This window comes from Sphingomonas sp. 2SG, assembly GCF_005503285.1.
GTDB lineage: Bacteria > Pseudomonadota > Alphaproteobacteria > Sphingomonadales > Sphingomonadaceae > Sphingomonas > Sphingomonas taxi.
This window is the reverse complement of sequence record NZ_SCMZ01000012.1, coordinates 40,900-57,958: the sequence shown is the minus strand read 5'-3', so window position 1 is coordinate 57,958 and position 17,059 is coordinate 40,900. Positions and strand designations below refer to the sequence as shown.

General features: G+C 66.9%; 18 protein-coding genes and 1 pseudogene. 7 read left to right on the top strand and 12 right to left on the bottom strand.

Features of this window, described 5'->3' with window-relative positions; genetic code table 11:
• Positions 1-44: 44 nt before the first annotated feature.
• Positions 45-860, top strand: coding sequence for a bifunctional DNA-formamidopyrimidine glycosylase/DNA-(apurinic or apyrimidinic site) lyase (gene mutM / locus FFS23_RS07280; RefSeq protein ID WP_137898065.1), 816 nt, complete (start codon positions 45-47; stop codon positions 858-860).
• 264 nt (positions 861-1,124) lie between these two features.
• Positions 1,125-1,388: a 30S ribosomal protein S20 gene (rpsT, locus tag FFS23_RS07275; protein WP_038658785.1), complete on the top strand. Its 264-nt coding sequence runs from the start codon at positions 1,125-1,127 to the stop codon at positions 1,386-1,388.
• A 3-nt stretch (positions 1,389-1,391) separates the two neighbouring features.
• Here the strand turns inward: rpsT and FFS23_RS07270 are convergent, their stop codons facing one another.
• Positions 1,392-1,727, bottom strand: coding sequence for a hypothetical protein (locus FFS23_RS07270; RefSeq protein WP_137898064.1), 336 nt, complete (start codon positions 1,725-1,727; stop codon positions 1,392-1,394).
• A 93-nt stretch (positions 1,728-1,820) separates the two neighbouring features.
• Between FFS23_RS07270 and dnaA the strand changes: the two genes are divergently transcribed.
• Complete coding sequence (dnaA, locus tag FFS23_RS07265) at positions 1,821-3,239, top strand: chromosomal replication initiator protein DnaA (RefSeq protein WP_137898063.1); 1,419 nt, start codon at positions 1,821-1,823, stop codon at positions 3,237-3,239.
• Positions 3,240-3,482: 243 nt separating this feature from the next.
• Here the strand turns inward: dnaA and trpS are convergent, their stop codons facing one another.
• From trpS to secB, 3 genes are read right to left on the bottom strand one after another with little or no spacing between them, the layout of a single operon-like run.
• A complete protein-coding gene (trpS, locus tag FFS23_RS07260; protein WP_038658791.1) occupies positions 3,483-4,496 on the bottom strand; it encodes a tryptophan--tRNA ligase in 1,014 nt (337 codons plus the stop codon).
• Between the two features lie 8 nt (positions 4,497-4,504).
• Positions 4,505-6,067, bottom strand: coding sequence for a murein biosynthesis integral membrane protein MurJ (murJ, locus tag FFS23_RS07255; protein ID WP_038658794.1), 1,563 nt, complete (start codon positions 6,065-6,067; stop codon positions 4,505-4,507).
• Between the two features lie 25 nt (positions 6,068-6,092).
• Complete coding sequence (gene secB, locus FFS23_RS07250) at positions 6,093-6,602, bottom strand: protein-export chaperone SecB (RefSeq protein ID WP_038658797.1); 510 nt, start codon at positions 6,600-6,602, stop codon at positions 6,093-6,095.
• Positions 6,603-6,797: 195 nt separating this feature from the next.
• On the opposite strand from secB, the gene FFS23_RS07245 reads away from it, so the two are divergent.
• The 3 genes from FFS23_RS07245 to FFS23_RS07235 all read left to right on the top strand — a co-directional run bounded on the left by FFS23_RS07245 (position 6,798) and on the right by FFS23_RS07235 (position 9,847).
• Positions 6,798-7,448 (top strand): Tim44/TimA family putative adaptor protein, encoded by a 651-nt coding sequence (locus FFS23_RS07245; RefSeq protein ID WP_137898062.1) that lies wholly within the window; start codon positions 6,798-6,800, stop codon positions 7,446-7,448.
• A gap of 490 nt (positions 7,449-7,938) precedes the next feature.
• Positions 7,939-9,306 carry a murein transglycosylase A gene (gene mltA / locus FFS23_RS07240; protein WP_249340572.1) on the top strand — a complete coding sequence of 456 codons (1,368 nt, stop codon included), beginning with the start codon at positions 7,939-7,941 and terminating at the stop codon, positions 9,304-9,306.
• Positions 9,272-9,847, top strand: coding sequence for a Smr/MutS family protein (locus FFS23_RS07235; RefSeq protein WP_249340571.1), 576 nt, complete (start codon positions 9,272-9,274; stop codon positions 9,845-9,847). Before mltA ends, FFS23_RS07235 begins: the two co-directional genes overlap by 35 nt.
• On the opposite strand, the gene dapE is transcribed toward FFS23_RS07235, so the two are convergent.
• The 7 genes from dapE to rpmH form a co-directional block, all read right to left on the bottom strand.
• Complete coding sequence (dapE, locus tag FFS23_RS07230) at positions 9,844-10,962, bottom strand: succinyl-diaminopimelate desuccinylase (protein WP_137898061.1); 1,119 nt, start codon at positions 10,960-10,962, stop codon at positions 9,844-9,846. The genes FFS23_RS07235 and dapE overlap by 4 nt on opposite strands.
• Positions 10,959-11,621 carry a glutathione S-transferase gene (locus FFS23_RS07225; RefSeq protein WP_038658813.1) on the bottom strand — a complete coding sequence of 221 codons (663 nt, stop codon included), beginning with the start codon at positions 11,619-11,621 and terminating at the stop codon, positions 10,959-10,961. The genes dapE and FFS23_RS07225 overlap by 4 nt, the downstream gene beginning before the upstream one ends.
• A 151-nt stretch (positions 11,622-11,772) precedes the next feature.
• Positions 11,773-12,438 carry a ribosome biogenesis GTP-binding protein YihA/YsxC gene (yihA, locus tag FFS23_RS07220; RefSeq protein WP_137898060.1) on the bottom strand — a complete coding sequence of 222 codons (666 nt, stop codon included), beginning with the start codon at positions 12,436-12,438 and terminating at the stop codon, positions 11,773-11,775.
• On the bottom strand, positions 12,435-14,138 hold the full coding sequence (gene yidC, locus FFS23_RS07215) for a membrane protein insertase YidC (RefSeq protein WP_137898059.1): 1,704 nt from the start codon (positions 14,136-14,138) through the stop codon (positions 12,435-12,437). Before yidC ends, yihA begins: the two co-directional genes overlap by 4 nt.
• 16 nt (positions 14,139-14,154) lie before the next feature.
• On the bottom strand, positions 14,155-14,367 hold the full coding sequence (yidD, locus tag FFS23_RS07210; protein WP_081974295.1) for a membrane protein insertion efficiency factor YidD: 213 nt from the start codon (positions 14,365-14,367) through the stop codon (positions 14,155-14,157).
• The gene (rnpA, locus tag FFS23_RS07205) at positions 14,364-14,843 is read right to left on the bottom strand and encodes a ribonuclease P protein component (RefSeq protein WP_502702119.1); all 480 of its coding nucleotides are present in this window, start codon (positions 14,841-14,843) and stop codon (positions 14,364-14,366) included. Before rnpA ends, yidD begins: the two co-directional genes overlap by 4 nt.
• 5 nt (positions 14,844-14,848) lie before the next feature.
• The gene (gene rpmH / locus FFS23_RS07200) at positions 14,849-14,983 is read right to left on the bottom strand and encodes a 50S ribosomal protein L34 (RefSeq protein WP_031393806.1); all 135 of its coding nucleotides are present in this window, start codon (positions 14,981-14,983) and stop codon (positions 14,849-14,851) included.
• Positions 14,984-15,207: 224 nt separating this feature from the next.
• Between rpmH and FFS23_RS07195 the strand changes: the two are divergent.
• Positions 15,208-16,056, top strand: a pseudogene (locus FFS23_RS07195) (YifB family Mg chelatase-like AAA ATPase); the annotation flags it as partial.
• A gap of 99 nt (positions 16,057-16,155) precedes the next feature.
• On the opposite strand, the gene FFS23_RS07190 reads toward FFS23_RS07195, so the two are convergent.
• Positions 16,156-16,734 (bottom strand): helix-turn-helix domain-containing protein, encoded by a 579-nt coding sequence (locus tag FFS23_RS07190; RefSeq protein WP_137898058.1) that lies wholly within the window; start codon positions 16,732-16,734, stop codon positions 16,156-16,158.
• Between the last annotated feature and the right edge of the window lie 325 nt (positions 16,735-17,059).

Sequence of the window (17,059 nt, the reverse complement as noted above, 5' to 3'; positions counted from 1 at the left end):
AGCCGCCGCTTGTGGCGGGGGCAAACGCAACCTAGCTGTTTGACGTGCCAGAACTCCCCGAAGTCGAAACCACCGTCCGCGGCCTCACCCCCGTGCTCGCCGGCCAGCGCCTGACCCTCGTCGAGCCGCGCCGCGCCGACCTGCGCAAGGCGATCCCGCCCGATTTGCGCCAGCGGCTCACCGGCGCCACCGTCACCGCGCTCGGCCGCCGCGCCAAATACGGGATGATCGACACCGATCGCGGCGATACGCTGATCTTCCATCTCGGCATGTCCGGCCGCTGGCGGGTCGATCCCGCCGAACGCCTCGCCCACGACCATCTGCTCATCGAGACGGGGGAGGGGCGCAGCCTCGCGCTCAACGATCCGCGCCGCTTCGGCTTCCTCGATCTCGTCGAAACCGCTGCGCTCGCCGCTTATCCCCCCTTCGCGGCGATGGGGCCGGAGCCGCTGGGGGAGGAGTTCACCGGCGCCTATCTCGGCGAGGCGCTGAAGGCGCGCGCCGCGCCGATCAAGGCGATGCTGCTCGACCAGCGCATCGTCGCCGGGCTCGGCAACATCTACGTCTGCGAGGCGCTGCACGTCGCGCGCATCGCGCCGACCCGCGCCGCCGGCCAGATCGCACTGCCGCGACTCGAACGGCTGGCGGTGGCGGTACGCGAGGTGCTGCTCGCCGCGATCGAAGCCGGCGGCTCGACGCTGCGCGACTATGCCCGCCCCGACGGCGAGCTCGGCTATTTCTCGAAGCAATTCCTCGTCTACGGGCGCGAGGGCGAGCCCTGCCATTGCGGCGGCACCGTCAAACGCCGGGTGGATAGCGGCCGATCGACCTTCTACTGCCCGAAATGCCAGAAGAGTTGATCCCCTCCGCCTAAACCTCGTTATCGCGGCGGAAGCCGGGACCCATGGTCACGGGACGCGGGGGAGCGTACAATGGCGGCCATACCGTATCCATGGGTCCCGGCCTTCGCCGGGATGACGAGCGGGGTGAGGAACCGGTGGCAAAACACCCCGCAACGGTTGACCCCGTCCGCCGGCTTCGCTAAGGGCGCTGCCTTCGAGAGGGCGTAGGGTGATCCGGCGCCTCTTCTGACATCGACCAATCTACTCGCAAGGACGTACCGAATGGCGAATACGCCGCAAGCCAAGAAGCGCATCCGTCGCAACGATCGCCGCGCCGAAATCAACGGTAACCGCATCGGCCGCATCCGTACCTTCATCAAGAAGGTCGAAGCGGCACTGGCGTCGGGTGACAAGGCTGCGGCGGACACGGCCCTCGCAGCGGTGCAGCCCGAGCTGCAGCGCGGCGTCGCCAAGGGCGTCCTTCACAAGAACACCGCGAGCCGCAAGTTCTCGCGCCTGACCAAGGCGGTCGGCACGCTCGCCTAAGCCTTACCGTTCAGTGAGTTTTGACCCGTCGGGACGCATGTCCCGGCGGGTTTTTTGATGTCCGGAACGGGCGCAAAAGGAACGAACCGGGAAAGCGGGAGAACACCGCGATTCGTGTTGGCTGGCATTCACGGCAGTCGTGCGGAAACGGGCAGAAAATGTAGCGTTTTCAATGGCTTGTAAGATTTCCGAACGCGTTTCTGCGGGCTTCGGGCTGTCAATCCCGTTTATTTCAACAATGTGACCTGCCGAGGGGTTGATCGACTCGGCCCAGGCTTCATAACTCGACTCCACCGCAGCGATGTTCATCGCGGTCGGGGACCTGAACAGCGTGGGCATGCCGGACGGCCGTTGGCCGTAAGGGGGATTTGTCTGTCTTGAATACGGCCGCCGGGCGACATTTCGTCGCTTTCGGCAACGAAGGGGTATGCGTTGAACGATCGACAGGCAGCGGCAGTGACGGAGACTGAGGCGCAGCGCGCCTGGGCTCGCGTCCGCTGCAACCTGCGCGAATCCGCCGGCGCGCGGCTCTTCGAGCAATGGCTGAAGCCGATGGAGCTGATCGAGGACGGCGACCCCGAATCGATCCGCCTCGGCCTGCCGTCGGCGTTCATGACCAACTGGGTCCGCAACCATTATGCCGACCGGCTGCTGCTCGAATTCCGCGCGCTGCTGCCCGACGTGCGCGGCGTGTCGATCGAGACGCGCATCGCCGCCCCCGTCGCGATCAAGCTGGTCGCCGAGACGCCCGCGCCGGTCGCCGCCGTCGCAGCGGCGCCTGCTCCGGCGCCGCTGGCGGTGGCCGCGCCGCTCCGCCCGGCTGCCGATCGCCCGCCGCTCGATCCGCGCTTCACCTTCGACCGCTTCGTCGTCGATGCCGCCAATCGCGTGGCGTTCAACGCCGCGCGCATGCTTGCCGAACCCGGTGTGCCGCGGTTCAGCCCGCTGTTCCTCCATTCGGGGACGGGGCAGGGCAAGACGCATCTGATGCACGCGATCGGCCACGCCTTCCTCGCCGCGCATCCCGACGCGACCGTGCTGTGCATGTCGGCCGAGCGTTTCATGTTCGATTTCGTCGCGGCGATGCGCGCGCGCGACACGCACAGCTTCAAGCAGCGCCTGCGCGGCGCCGACCTGCTGCTGATCGACGACCTCCAGTTCATCGCCGGCAAGGACGCGACGCAGGAGGAATTCTTCCACACGGTCAACGAGATCATGAGCGCCGGCAAGCGCCTCGTCATCTCCGCCGATCGCTGCCCGACGGCGCTCGACGGCGTCGAGGCGCGGATCGTCAGCCGCATGTCGGTCGGCCTCGTCGCCGACATCAAGGCGCCCGACCTCACGTTGCGCCGCACTATACTGGACAGGAAACTCGCAGACCTGCCCGAGGCGAAGGTCCCCAACGAGGTGCTCGACCTGCTCGCGGCCCGTATTCACGCCAACATCCGCGAGCTGGAAGGCGCGCTCAACCGCGTCGTCGCCTATGCGCAGCTCACCGGCGACAGTATCGACCTCGATTTCGCGGTAGCGACGCTCGGCGACGTGCTGCGTGGCGCGCAGCGCCGGGTGACGATTGACGAGATCCAGAAGCTGGTCAGCCAGCATTTCGAGCTGAAGCCGCTAGACCTCGTCTCCGCGCGCCGCAGCCGCGCGGTGGCGCGCCCGCGCCAGATCGCCATGTATCTCGCCAAGCGCCTGACGACGCGCTCGTTGCCCGAGATCGGCCGCAAATTCGGCGGCCGCGACCATTCGACGGTGATCCACGCGGTCCGCAAGATCGAGGAACTCCGCGACCAGGATCGCGACATCGACGCCGCCGTCCGCACGCTGATGCGCGAGCTGGAGGCGTAAGCAGCGGTAGCGCGCGAGGCCACACGCACCCGCCCCTTTTGCAGGGGGCTATCGCCGACGATCAGTTGTAGTGTTGCGACGGCATTTATATCGCCGTCATGCCGGACTTGATTCGGCATCCCGCTTCCTCGCACCGTCCGAAGAAGCGGGACCCCGGATCAAGTCCGGGGTGACGGGGGCTTTGGAACGTCGGCCGAAGCCTACAGATGTCCATATGCGACAGCCCTGCCCTTACGGGAGGGGCTAAAGCATCAGCCCCATCGCCTCCTGCGCGCGGCGCAGCACCGGCACCGCCAGTGTCCGTGCCTTGTCCGCGCCCTTTTCGAGGATCGCGTCGATCGCGCCGCGGTCGTCGAGCAGCCGCACCATCTCGTCGCGGATCGGGCCGAGCTTCGCCACCGCGAGATCGGCGAGGTCGGGCTTGAACGCGCCGAACCCCTTGCCGGCATAATCCGCCAGCACGTCGCCCGGCGTCCGGTCGGCCAGCGCCGCGAAGATCGTCAGCAGGTTGCGCGCCTCGGGCCGCTCCGCCAGTTCCTCGACGGTCGCCGGCAGCACGTCGGGATCGGTCTTCGCCTTGCGGAACTTGTCGGCGATCACCTCGTCCGAATCGATCAGCTTGACCACCGACTGTTCGGACGGATTGGACTTGGACATCTTCGCCGACGCATCGCGGAGCGACATGATCCGCGGCGCCGCGGCGCTGACCAACGGCTCGGGCAGGGTGAACAGCTCGGTGGCATAATCGCCGTTGAACTTGGTCGCGATGTCGCGCGCCAGCTCGAGATGCTGCTTCTGGTCCTCGCCGACCGGCACGTGCGTCGTATTGTAGAGCAGCACGTCCGCCGCCATCAGCACCGGATAATCGTACAGGCCGACGCTCGCGCCCTCGCGGTTCTTGCCCGCTTTGTCCTTGAACTGCGTCATGCGGTTGAGCCAGCCGACCCGCGCGACGTTGTTGAGCAGCCACGCCATCTCGCTATGTGCGGGCACGCGCGCCTGGTTGAACAGGATCGAGCGGTCGGGATCGATCCCCGCCGCCACCAGCGTCGCGGTCATCTCGATCGTATTGGCGCGCAGCTCGGCGGGCGCGATCCACTCGGTCAGCCCGTGGAGGTCGGCGATGAAGTAGAGCGTCTCGCCGCCCTCCGCCTGGATCGCATCCTGCTGCGCGACCCATTGCTTCACCGCGCCGAGATAATTGCCGAGGTGGAGATTGCCGGTGGGCTTGATCCCGGAAACGACGCGCTTTGCCATGATGGGCCTTATCTGGAACGGATGAGCTGACGAATGTCCGCGGGGCGCAGCGCACCGGTCGCGAACACGGCGAGCGCATAGACCAAGGTGCCGGTCCCGACCAGCACCGCCATCGCGCCCCAGCGCGCCAGGTTGCTCCCCGACACATAGGGGGCGAACAGGTCGTTGAGGAAGAACATCACCCCGCCCATCACCAATGCCGCGACCAGCAGCCGCGGCGCCCGCCGCGTCAATTGCGCGTCGGGCACGAACTGCCCGCGCTTGCGCAATGTATTATAGAGCAAGGCGACGTTGACCGTACTCGCGATCGCGGTGGCGAGCGGCGGCCCCATATGCTGGAGCGGCACGATCAGGATCAGGTTGAGCACCAGATTGACCACCATCGACACCGTCGCATAGCGCACCGGCGTGCGGGTGTCCGACCGCGCATAATAGCCCGGCGTCAGCACCTTGACGAGGATGTAGGACGGCAGCCCGATCGAGAAGGCGGCGAGCGCCTGTGCGGTGGCATGTGCCGCCGCGGCGGTGAACTGGCCATGCTGGAACAGCGCCGCGACGATCGGCACGCCGCAGACGATCAGCGCGACCGTCGCCGGCAGCGTCAGGAACAGCGCCAGCTCCATGCCGCGGTTCTGCGTCGTCATCGCCGCCGCCTCGTCGCCCTTGCCGAGCTGACGCGAGATCGTCGGCAGCAGCACTGTGCCGAGACCGATGCCGACCAACCCGAGCGGCAATTGGTTCAGCCGGTCGGCCATGTAGATATAGGTCACCGAGCCGTGGCTGAGCAGCGAGGCGGCGAGCGCGGTCGAGACGACAAGGTTGATCTGCACCGCGCCGGCACCCGCCGCGGCGGGCCAGATCAGCGACAGCAGCTTTTTCACGTCCGGCCCGAGCCGCGGCGCCTTGACGCGCAGATGCACCCCCGCCTTGCGGCAGGCGAAATACAGCCAGGCGAGCTGCAACGCGCCCGAGATCGTCACCGCGATCGCCTGGTTGCGCGCGGTGACCAGCGGCAGGTCGCTGTGGAAGACGAGCAGGGCGACGATCAGCGTCAGGTTGAGCAGGATCGGCGCTGCCGCCGCCACCCAGAAACGGTGCAGCGAATTGAGGATGCCGCCGAGCAGCGAGACGAGGCTGATCAGCAGCAGATAGGGGAAGGTGAGGCGGCAGAGCTGGACGACATAGGCGAACTGGTCATGCGAGGCGTCGTTGAAGCCCCAGGTCAGCAGCCACGTCACCGGCCAGGCGGCGATCTCGATCAGCACGGTCATGCCGATCAGGATCGGCAGCAGCACCGACAGCGCGTCCTCGGCGAAGCGCACCCCCGTCGGCAGACCGTCGCCGCCGGCTTCGGCCACCTTGCGGTTGAACATCGGGATGAACGCTGCCGAGAAGGCGCCCTCCGCGAACAAGGCGCGGAACATGTTGGGCAGGCGGAAGGCGATCAGGAACGCGTCCGAAGCGAAGCCGGCGCCGACGAAGCGCGCGAACAGCGCGTCGCGTACCAGCCCCAGCACCCGGCTGGCGAGCGTCAGCCCGCCCACCGAGCCGAGCGCCTTGGTCAGATTCACGCGATCGCGCCCCCCGCCTTATGGATCAGGCGTGGCCGACGTCGCCGACCGAGAAGGCGCCGTTCTGCTCCGCCTGCTGCAGATAGAGCTGCGCGAAGTCGATCGGCTCGAGCAGCAGCGGCGGGAAGCCGCCGTCACGCACGCAATCGGCGAGCACGCGGCGCGCGAAGGGGAAGAGCAGCCGCGGCGCTTCGCCGAGCAGGAACGGCTGCACCGCATCGGCGGGCACGTTGCGCAGGCCGAACAGGCCGGCATAGGTCAGGTCGACGATGAACGCGGTCTGGCCCTCGACCTCGGCCTTGACGTCGATCTTCAGCAGCACCTCATGCACCTCTTCGCCGACCTGGGCGGTGCCGATGTTGAATTGCACGTCGATCGCCGGCGGATTGGCGTTCTGGAAGATGCCCGGCGCATTGGGGTTCTCGAACGAGAGATCCTTGACGTATTGCGAGATCAGGCCGGCGGCGGGGGCGGTGTCCGCGCCGTTGAGCGCCGACTGCGTATCGATCGAAGTGCCGTTGTCCTGGTCGGCCATGGGAATGATCCTCGAATGAAGCGGAAAAAGAAGGGGACCGAAGCCGCATGTCGGGCGTTCGATGCCTTTGGCGCCCGCGCCTAGCAGCGCCCGAACCGGGTTTCAACGGGCTGGGCTCAAAAGCCCGCGGGTCGAAAGCCCCGGTTTGAATTGAAGGGGTTTTGGGCCTATGTATCGATCAAGATCGGAGGCACGGTGTTTTACGTAGTTTTACTCGCGATGGTGGCGGCGTTCCTGGCGCTGCGCCTGTACAGCGTGCTCGGCAAACGCACCGGCCACGAACAGCAGCCCCTGCCGCGTGCCGCCGACGATCGCCCCGCAGCGGTCGCCTTGGCGCCGCGCCCGATCGATGCCACCGCCGAATCGCGCGAGCCGGTCAACCGCAACATCGAACCGCGTGCCGAAGCTGGCCTGCGGGCGATCATCGCCGGTGAGCAGGGCTTCGACGTCAACCAGTTCCTGTCCGGCGCGCAATCCGCCTATCGCATGACGCTGGAAGCCTATTGGGCAGGCGACGAGGCGACGCTGGCGACCCTCGCCGAGCCCGACGTCGCCCATGCCTTCGGCGAAGCGATCGCCGCCCGCCGCGAGGCCGGCGAGACGCTGGAGAACCGTCTGGTCTCGATCGAGCGCGCGGTGATCGCCGATGCGTCGCTCGATGGTCGCGAGGCACGCATCACCGTCCGCTTCGATGCCGATATCGCTGCGGTGACCCGCGACGCCGAGGGCCATGTCATCGCCGGCTCTCTGACCGACGCGGTCGAGACGCACGACGTCTGGACCTTCGCCCGCACGCTGAAGAGCCGCGACCCCAATTGGAAGCTGGCGGACACCGACGAGGAATAGGGGAGCGCCCACACCCCGCATACGGCTGAGCGGATGAGGCTCGATCGATTTCCCGTTAGATTCGTCACCCCGGACTGGTTCCGGGGTCTACCGGTCCGCAGGATAACGGTATCGCCTCCAGCCTTTCTCCTCGCCGCAGGGTGGACCCCGGAACAAATCCGGGGTGACGGGATGGGCTTTGGAAGCCACGGCTCGAACAAACGCGCTTACGGCAATTATAGAACCGCCCTGTTTCCCAGCCGACCCCCTCCGCTGTCCTACACCCGCCGCGCTCTGCTATGCCGCCATCATGCCGGCCGACCCTCTCACCTCCGGATCACCACAGAAATGGAAACGATTCCTCGCGATCGTTTCCGTTAAGGTGTCCATCTTGTCCATGTCGTCCAACACGCCGCACCGCATTTGCGACCGCTTGGCCCTTGTCGCGACCCCTCCGCTTCGGCACAGCCGCAGCTTTCCGCAGTCGATAGGCGGACATACGGGGATCAGGATGACCGGTAATCGCGTAATCGCCAGCATCGCGCTGGCTCTGGCTCTCAGCGCCTGCGGCGGTCGCGTCGTGCCGCTCGACACCGGCGCTGCGCCGCCTCGCCAGCCCGGCCGCCAGCCGGTCAGCCAGCCGAGCCGGCCGACGACGCGACCCGGCAGTCCCGGTCAGCAGATCGCCAGCGGCCGCAGCTTCGACGGCCGTATCCAGGGCGCGACGCCGCTGCTCGCCGCACCGGTCGTCGCCAATCCCGGCGCGACGACCGCGGCAACCGCCGGCATCGTCCCCGGCCCGAGCCTCGCGACGCTGCCGATCACCGAGGCGCAGGCCGAGGCGGCACGACAGGCGTTCCTCACCAGTTGTCCGGGCCTGATGCGCCGTACCGACGCCTCCGGCCTCACCCGCGGCACCGATTGGCAGCCCGCCTGCGCCGCTGCCGCCGGCGTGCCGCGCGGTGGCGCGCGCGCCTTCTTCGCCAGCTATTTCGAGGCGGTGCAGGTCGGCGACGGCAAGGCCTTCGCCACCGGCTATTACGAGCCCGAGATCGCCGCGTCGCGCGAGCGCCGTGCCGGCTACACCGTGCCGATCTACGCCCGTCCCAACGACCTGATCGACGTCGATCTCGGCAAGTTCAGCGATGCGCTCAAGGGCAAGAAGATCCGCGGCCGCGTACAGGGCAGCAACCTCGTGCCTTATTACGACCGCGCCGCGATCGACACCGGCGTGCTCGACGGCAAGGCGCCGGTGCTCGCCTGGGGCGCCGACGAGGCGTCGGTGTTCTTCCTCCAGATCCAGGGCTCGGGCCGCCTGCGCCTGCCCAATGGCGAGATCATGCGCGTCGGCTACGATACGCAGAACGGGCGCGACTATACCGGCATCGGCGCGTTGATGAAGGCGCGCGGGCTGCTCCAGCCCGGCCAGACCTCGATGCAGGGCATCGTCGCCTGGCTTCGCGCCCATCCCGAGGAAGGTCGCGCGATCATGGCGGAGAACAAGAGCTTCGTCTTCTTCCGCGAACTCGACACGCCGCCGGTCGGCGCGATGGGCTATGTCGTCAACGGCGGGATCAGCGCCGCCGCCGACGTCAAATACGTGCCGCTCGGTGCGCCGGTGTTCCTGTCGATGGACCGGCAGGACGCAAGCGGCCTGTGGGTGGCGCAGGATACCGGCGGCGCGATCAAGGGCGCCAACCGCTTCGACACCTTCTGGGGCGCCGGCGCGGTGGCGGAGGCGACCGCGGGCGGCATGGCGGCGCGCGGCACCGCCTTCCTGCTGCTGCCGGTCGGCACGCTCGCGCGGACCCAGCCGCAGCGCTACACCCCCGATCCGTCGATATATGGGACAGCGGCCGGTGCGCCAGCTCAACCCTGACGAGGCCGATCTCTGGGCCCGGGTGATGGCGACGGTGAAACCGCTCCGAGCGGTGGCCGCGCCCACGCGCCCGGCGCCCGCCCTCGTCGCGCCGCCGCCACCCAAGGCGACCAAGCCCTCCAAGGCACTGACCCGCGCGATGGCTTCGCGCACGCCGGTGGCCAAGCCGGTCCCGGCGCCGCCACCGCCGCGCCAGAACACGCTGGACGGCAGCTGGGACAAAAGGCTGACCCGCGGCATCGTCAGCCCCGATAGCTCGATCGACCTCCACGGCCACACCTTGAGCTCCGCGCATGCGATGCTCGACGACGGCCTGTCGCGTGCGATCGCGCGCGGCGAGCGCGTCCTGCTGCTGGTGACGGGCAAGCCGCCCCGCCCGGAAAGCGAACGCCCCCACGCGAGGGGCGCGATCCGCGCCGCGATTGCCGACTGGCTCGCGGCGTCGCGCCACGCCGATGCGATCGCCGCCGTTCGCGGCGCGCACCCGCGCCACGGCGGGCAGGGCGCGCTCTATATCGTGCTGCGGCGGGGGAGGAGCTAGAGCTGGGCCACCCGCCCGATCACATCGGCATAGACCGCCGCCAGCGTCTCCAGATCCGCCACCGCCACCGCCTCGTCGACCTGATGCATCGTCGCATTGACCAGCCCGAACTCGACCGTCGGACACAGCCGCGACAGGAAGCGCGCATCCGACGTGCCGCCCGAAGTCGACAGCTCCGCGACCAGCCCGGTCTGCGCCTCGATCGCCGCGCTCAGCACCGCAGTCCACGGCCCCGGCGCGGTGAGGAACGCCTCACCCGACACCTTGCCGGTCACCACCGCTCCCGGCGCATGTTCCTGCACCAGCGCGGTGACCCGCTCGATCAGGTCGTCGCCGCGCTGCCCGTCGTTGAAGCGGATGTTGACCCGCGCCTCGGCGCGCGCCGGAATGACGTTATGCGCCGGATTGCCGACCGCAATGTCGGTGATCTCGAGGTTCGACGGCTGGAACCAGTCGTTGCCATGGTCGAGCCCCATGTCCTGCAACGCCGCGAGCGCCTTGGCGAGCTTGCCCGCCGGATTGTCGGCGAGATGCGGATAGGCGACATGGCCCTGCCGCCCCGCCACGACGATCCAGATATTGACCGAGCCGCGCCGCCCGATCTTCACCATGTCGCCGAGCTGGCGCACCGAGGTCGGCTCGCCGACGAGGCACAGGTCGGGCGCGATGCCGCGCGCCGCCATCCGCTCGATCAGCGCCGGCGTGCCGAAGGTCGCGGGTCCTTCCTCGTCGCCGGTGACGAGCAGGCTCAGCGTCGGTCCGGTCGCACGCGCCGCCGCCGCGACGAAGGCGGCGATCGCCCCCTTCATATCGACCGCGCCGCGCCCGTAGAGCAGGTCGCCGCGCACCTCTCCGGACCATGGCGAGCCGGTCCAGCCCACGCCCGGCGGCACCACGTCGAGATGGCCGGCGAAGGCGAGATGCTGCCCGACGCCCGCGCGCACCGCGATCAGATTCTCGACCGGCCCGTCCGGCGCCTCACCGACGACGAACCGGTCGACCGCGAAGCCGATCGGCGCCAACGCCGCCTCCAGCACGTCGAACACCGCGCCGCGCGCCGGCGTGACGCTCTCCGCCCGCAGCAGCGCCTGGGTCAGCGCGACGACATCGGTCACGCGGGTTGCTGCTCGTATTGCTCGATGACCCAATCCTCTTCCTGCGCGCCTGCGATCCAGTCCTGCATGAACGGATGGCGGATCACCGCATCGATATAGGCGGCGGCGAAGCGCGCGATCGGCAGCTGATAGGTGATGATCCGCGTGACGACGGGCGCGTACATGATGTCCGCCGCGCCGAAGTCGCCGAACAGGAAGTCGCCGCCGCCGCCCCAGCGCGCGCGCGCCTGCGCCCACAATTCCATGATCCGCGCCAGATCGGCGAGCACGTCGTCGTCGGGGCGCTTGGCGGGAAAGACCTGCCGGATGTTCATCGCATGTTTGCGGCGTAGCGCGGTAAAGCTCGAATGCATCTCCGCCGCCATCGACCGTGCCATCGCGCGTGCCGCCTCGTCGGCGGGCCAGAAGCGCTCGCGGCCGACCTTGTCGGCGAGATAGTCGACGATGGCGAGACTGTCCCACACCACCGCCTCGCCGTCCCACAGGATCGGCACCTTGCCCGACGAGGGCGCGAATTCGGCGCCCTCGCGGCGGCGGTCCCATTCCGCGTCGTAGAGCGGCACGACGACCTCCTCGAAGGGAAGCGCCGATTGCTTGCACGCCAGCCAGCCGCGCAGCGACCAGCTCGAATAGGCCTTGTTGCCGATGATGAGCTTCATGGCCAAGGGACTAGCCGCGCGGGGAGGGCAGGTCCAGCGTGCTCGGGTGGAACCAGACCTCGCCACGCCCACCCGTCACCCCGGAACCACTTTGGGGTGACGAGATATGCGTGGCCGCCCGAACGCGATTGGCCGGGTCAGCGAGGGCGGATCAGCCCACCGCTTCCAGCACCGCGGCGCGCAGTTCGGCGATGCCCATGCCGCCCTCGCTCGACGTCGCGAGGATATCGGGATGCGCCGCCGGCCGCTTGCGTGCCTCGGCCGCGACGCTGTCCATCACGTCGGCGAGTTCGGTCGCCTTGACCTTGTCCGCCTTGGTGAGGACGAGGCGATAGCTGACCGCCGCCTTGTCGAGCATCTCGAGGATCTCGCGATCGACGTCCTTCACGCCGTGGCGCGAATCGATCAGCACCAGCGCGCGCTTCAGCGTATCGCGCCCGCGCAGGAAGTCGTTGACCAGGAAGCGCCATTTCTTGACGACATCCTTGGGCGCCTTGGCGAAGCCATAGCCGGGCATGTCGACCAGCCGGAACGCCAGCGGCAGGCCGACGTCGAAGAAGTTGAGCTCCTGCGTCCGCCCCGGCGTGTTCGACGTGCGCGCCAGCCCGTTACGCCCGGTCAGCGCATTGAGCAGCGACGATTTGCCGACGTTCGAACGCCCGGCGAACGCGACCTCGGGCACCACCGGCGCGGGCAGATGCTCGAGCGCGGGCGCCGATTTGAGGAAGCTCACCGGACCGGCGAAGGTCTTGCGCGCCTGCTCGATCAGCTCGGCCGAGAAACCCTCGTCCTCGGGAATGACGACATCCTCGCTCACTTGGCGGCCGCGATCTTGAGATCGGGGTGGCGGGCATAGAGCACGCGCTGCTGGAGGATCGCGAGGAAGTTCGAGGCGATCCAATAGACCTGCAGGCCGACCGGATAGCTCGCCATCACGAACATCAGCACCCAGGGGATGATCGCGAACACCTGCTTCTGCGTATCGTCCATCGGCGCCGGGTTCAGCTTGAACTGGAAATACATCGAGATGCCGAGGATGATCGGCACGACGCCGATCGCGATCATGTGCGGCGGGGTGAAGTGGAGATAGCCGAACAGGTTGAGCGGCGTCAGCGGATCGGGCGCGGACAGATCCTTGATCCACGCGACGAACGGCTGGTGGCGCATCTCGATCGTCAGCATCAGCACCTTATACAGCGCGTAGAAGATCGGGATCTGGAGCAGGGTCGGCAGGCAGCCCGCGACGGGATTGACCTTCTCCGTCTTGTAGAGCGCCATCACCTCCTGCTGCATGCGCGGCTTGTCGTCCTTGTAGCGCTCCTGGATCGCCTTCATCTTCGGCTGGATCGCACGCATCTTCGCCATGCTGGCGAACTGGCGCTGCGCGATCGGGAACATCAGGCCGCGGATCGTCACCGTCAGCAGGATGATCGCGACGCCGAAATTGCCGATCATGCGGAACAGCCAGTCGAGATAGGTGAAGATCGGCTTCTCGACGATCTCGAACCAGCCCCAGTCGATCGCCTTGTCGAGCTTGGCGACGCCGGCGTCATTCTCGTAATGCTGAAGCGCCTTCACCTCCTTGGCGCCGGCGAAGAAGCGGCTGGTCTGGGTCAGTGCGCGGCCGGCGGGCAGCAGCTTGGGCGCGAAGGCATAATCGGCTTGATAGGCGGTGTTGGCGCCGGCGCGGAACTGGCCGTCGAACTGTGCCGCCTGATCGGGGACGAGCGCGGTCAGCCAATATTTGTCGGTGAAGCCGAGCCAGCCGCCGGTCGTCGTGAACTTCTCGGGCGCCTTGTCGAGGTCCTTGAACTTGGTGCCGTAATCGGCGCCGCCGCCATGGACCGACATTGGGCCGGTGTGGATCTGCCACGTGCCGGGGTCCTTCGACACGCCGACGCGGTTGACATAGCCGTAAGGCGCGACCGGCACCGGCGCGGCGCCGCCGTTCTGCACCGTCTGCCTGACGGTGAACATATATTGGTCGTCGACCGAAAGTTCGATCGCGAAACGCTGGCCGGTCGTATTGGCGGCGGTCAGCGTGACAGGCCGACCCGGCGCGAGCAGCTGCGACGAGGCGGTCCACACCGCATCCGCGGCGGGTGGCTTCAGTCCGTCGTCGCGCCAGCCGAAGCCGGCGAAATAGGCCTCGGGCGCGCCGGCGGGCGACAGCAGCCGGATCGGCGGCGAATCCTTGGCGATCGTTTCCTTGTACTTGACCAGCACGAGGTCATCGATGCGCGCGCCCTTGAGGTTGATCGAGCCCTGCAAGGTCGGCGTCTGGATGCGCACGCGCGGGCTTTCGCCCAGCACCGCCTGGCGGCTGCGCGTCGCGGCGGGCGCATCGGCGGTGGGATCGGCGGTCTTCGTCGTCACCGGCACCGACTTGCCGTTGACGATCTTCGTCACCGGCGGATTGGCCACGGGGAAGAACTTGCCCTGGATCAGCGGCCAGGCAAACAGGATCACCGCCGCGAAGACCGCGAACAGGATGAAATTCTGGCGTTCTTTGTTCAAAATACAGCCCCGTAGCTCAAGGGACGGGATCGGGTCCGTACCCGCCCCAGGGATGGCAACGCGCAATCCGCTTCGCCGCCAGCCATCCGCCCTTGGCGGCGCCATAGCGGCGAAGCGCAGTGATTGCATAGGCCGAACAGGAGGGTTGATAGCGGCACGAGGACGGCAGGATCACCGACGGCCCCAATTGCCAGCCGCGCGCTATCCATATGAGAAGCTGCGCGATCATCGGCGTGGCTTGCGCGGTCCGCGCGGCCGCGACGGCGAATCCTCGCCGCGCGCGATCTTGCCCAGCGCCTTGCCGAACTCGGCCTTGAGCAAAGCGTGGTCGCGTTCGATACCGCCGTCGCGACCGATCAGCACGTGATCGGCGCCGCGGATGCCGCCCTCCGGCAACAGCTCGCGCGCCAAAGCCCGCAACCGCCGTTTCATGCGGTTCCGGACGACGGCGTTGCCGATTTTCTTGGTGACGGTGAAGCCGACGCGAATCGCCAGATCGCCGTCCTTGCGATCGTGCACCAGCAGGACGAAGCCCGGCATCGGTGCGCGTTTGCCCGCATTGGCCGCGAGGAAATCGCGGCGCAGCGTCATCGTGCGGATGTCGGCTGCGGCGGCCGTCGCCCGTATGTCGGCTGCGCCGACGGTCACCTGCATGTCGGCTGCGCCGACGGGAGCCCGGACGTCGGCAGGACCGACGTCCGGCACCGGAATTACGCCGACAGCTTCTTGCGGCCACGCGCGCGACGCGCGTGGATCACCGCACGGCCGCCGACCGTCGCCATCCGGGCGCGGAAGCCGTGGCGACGTGCACGCACCAGATTGCTCGGCTGAAAGGTCCGCTTCATGATTCATTCCCTGATCGTCTGAATAGAAAAGGGCCGCCACGCGGACGGCCTTGATGGGGCGCGCTTAGCCAGACGGGGCGCGGAAGTCAACGCAAGGGCAGGGTTTCGATGCGTCATGCCGGTTGAGATAGGCAGTGTGTGTTATCCTGACAAGACGGCTGCGATCGTCGCGTCCGCACCGATCGTGCCCGAACGCCGCTATGGTGGAGACGAAGGGGCAAGACATGGCGGCGATCGTGCAGACGGTGGCGTATCTCGGGCTGGAGGCTCGCGGGGTCGAGGTGCAAGTGCAGCTCATCCCGGGCGTGCCTGCCTTCTACGTCGTCGGTCTCGGCGACAAGGCGGTGGCGGAGAGCCGCGAACGCGTTCGGGCGGCGATCTCCGCGCTCGGCCTGGCGCTGCCGCCAAAGCGGATCGTCGTCAATCTGTCGCCCGCCGATCTGCCCAAGGAGGGCTCGCACTTCGACCTGCCGATCGCGCTCGCCTTGTTGGGGGCGATGGCGGTGATCGATGTCGAGCATCTCGCCGATTATGTCGTCGTCGGCGAACTCGGTCTCGACGGCCGCATCGCACCGTCGCCGGGCGTGCTGCTCGCGGCGATCCACGCCAGCGCCGAGGGCAGGGGGCTGGTCTGCCCCGCGGCGCAGGGCGCAGAGGCAGCCTGGGCCGGATCGATCGAGGTGCTCGCCGCGCCCGACCTCCTCGCCCTCATCAACCATTTCAAGGGCCACGGCCTGCTCGCCGCACCGCCTGCCGGCGAGGTCGAGCCGATCGGCCACGGTCCGGACCTGCGCCAGGTGAAGGGGCAGGAGGTCGCCAAGCGCGCGCTGGAGATCGCCGCCGCCGGTGGCCACAATCTGCTGATGATCGGGCCGCCAGGGGCGGGCAAGTCGCTGATGGCGTCGTGCCTGCCCGGCATCCTGCCACCGCTCGACGCCGCGGAGGCACTCGAAGTGTCGATGGTCCAGTCGGTCGCCGGTACGCTCGCCGGCGGGCGGCTGACCCGCAACCGGCCGTTCCGCAGTCCGCATCACAGCGCCTCGATGGCGGCGCTGACCGGCGGCGGTGTGAAGGGTGAACGTTTAATTGCATCGGGGATCGTTGCATTGCACCGGCAGTGAGGGCTGCGCGATAAGCCAGTCTGTCGATCACCACCGTTGCGACAAGGTGCGTCATTCTTCCTCTGGAGCAATCCGATCCCTGGGGGCTCTACCCAAGCGGTGGTCCATTATGACGCGATAGATCGTTGGTTGGCTAGTTCCAAACCGCTGACTAATCTCGGCCACTGGGGTACCATTTTCCAGGTATAGCTCTGCGGCTTCCTGCGCTTGTTGGACAGTCAAAGCCCGTTTGCGACCTTTCCGAAATGTGCGAAAGTCTTGCTTACGCCGACGACTCGCGATCAGCAGATCCTCCTTTTCATCAGACTCTTTTACAAGATTGGTTTCCAATTTATCGTATATAGTAGAAGCTCTTCTTAGTAGGGATAGATCGTGACCGGTCGAAAATAAAATTTCTTCTTTCGAAAATTCTAAGTGTACGTCACGAGAAAGACATCTTTCAAAAAGATCGGCTAAATCATTTGCTGAGTAAGCGAGCGTAGAAAGATCGTAAAATACAAACGTTGTTCTAGGTTCTGCTCGAAATATTTCAGCTCGAGCTAGTTCGCGCTGAATGTTATTGTATTTAATTGGCTTGGGCGGACGCAGGATTACGCGCTCGCATTCATCTAGGTTGATCGATTCTAGCATCAAAGATATTCGGCGGTGTGAAGTCCCCCATACGTACCCTACCCTTACTCTCTTGGGTCCGCCTACAGCATTTGATTGATCAGATCGCTGCGAGTCGCCGAGCTTTTCGAGTGCTTGCATTGAAAGACCGGTCAGAGTTGAAAGACGCCGAAGTAAATCCGGGGGGCATGAGAAATCTAGTATCAAAGAGCTTACGGGCGGAAGGCCGAATGCACGTAGCAATGATTGCGCGCTAGGCAGTCCGAACTCAAATGCGATCTGGCGAAGCCAGCCGGAAAGCTTTTCATCAGGCCGGGGCTTGGATATATATGGCAAGCGCATCATA

Bases quoted from the DNA above. Each gene is read 5' to 3' on its own strand.
- FFS23_RS07235 (WP_249340571.1), top strand. From the start codon at position 9,272: ATGGGACAGCGGCCGGTGCGCCAGCTCAACCCTGACGAGGCCGATCTC.
- secB (WP_038658797.1), bottom strand. From the start codon at position 6,602: ATGGCCGACCAGGACAACGGCACTTCGATCGATACGCAGTCGGCGCTC.
- FFS23_RS07190 (WP_137898058.1), bottom strand. From the start codon at position 16,734: ATGCTAGAATCGATCAACCTAGATGAATGCGAGCGCGTAATCCTGCGT.
- rpsT (WP_038658785.1), top strand. From the start codon at position 1,125: ATGGCGAATACGCCGCAAGCCAAGAAGCGCATCCGTCGCAACGATCGC.
- trpS (WP_038658791.1), bottom strand. From the start codon at position 4,496: ATGGCAAAGCGCGTCGTTTCCGGGATCAAGCCCACCGGCAATCTCCAC.
- rpmH (WP_031393806.1), bottom strand. From the start codon at position 14,983: ATGAAGCGGACCTTTCAGCCGAGCAATCTGGTGCGTGCACGTCGCCAC.
- FFS23_RS07270 (WP_137898064.1), bottom strand. From the start codon at position 1,727: ATGCCCACGCTGTTCAGGTCCCCGACCGCGATGAACATCGCTGCGGTG.
- FFS23_RS07225 (WP_038658813.1), bottom strand. From the start codon at position 11,621: ATGAAGCTCATCATCGGCAACAAGGCCTATTCGAGCTGGTCGCTGCGC.
- mltA (WP_249340572.1), top strand. From the start codon at position 7,939: ATGACCGGTAATCGCGTAATCGCCAGCATCGCGCTGGCTCTGGCTCTC.
- yidD (WP_081974295.1), bottom strand. From the start codon at position 14,367: ATGATCGCGCAGCTTCTCATATGGATAGCGCGCGGCTGGCAATTGGGG.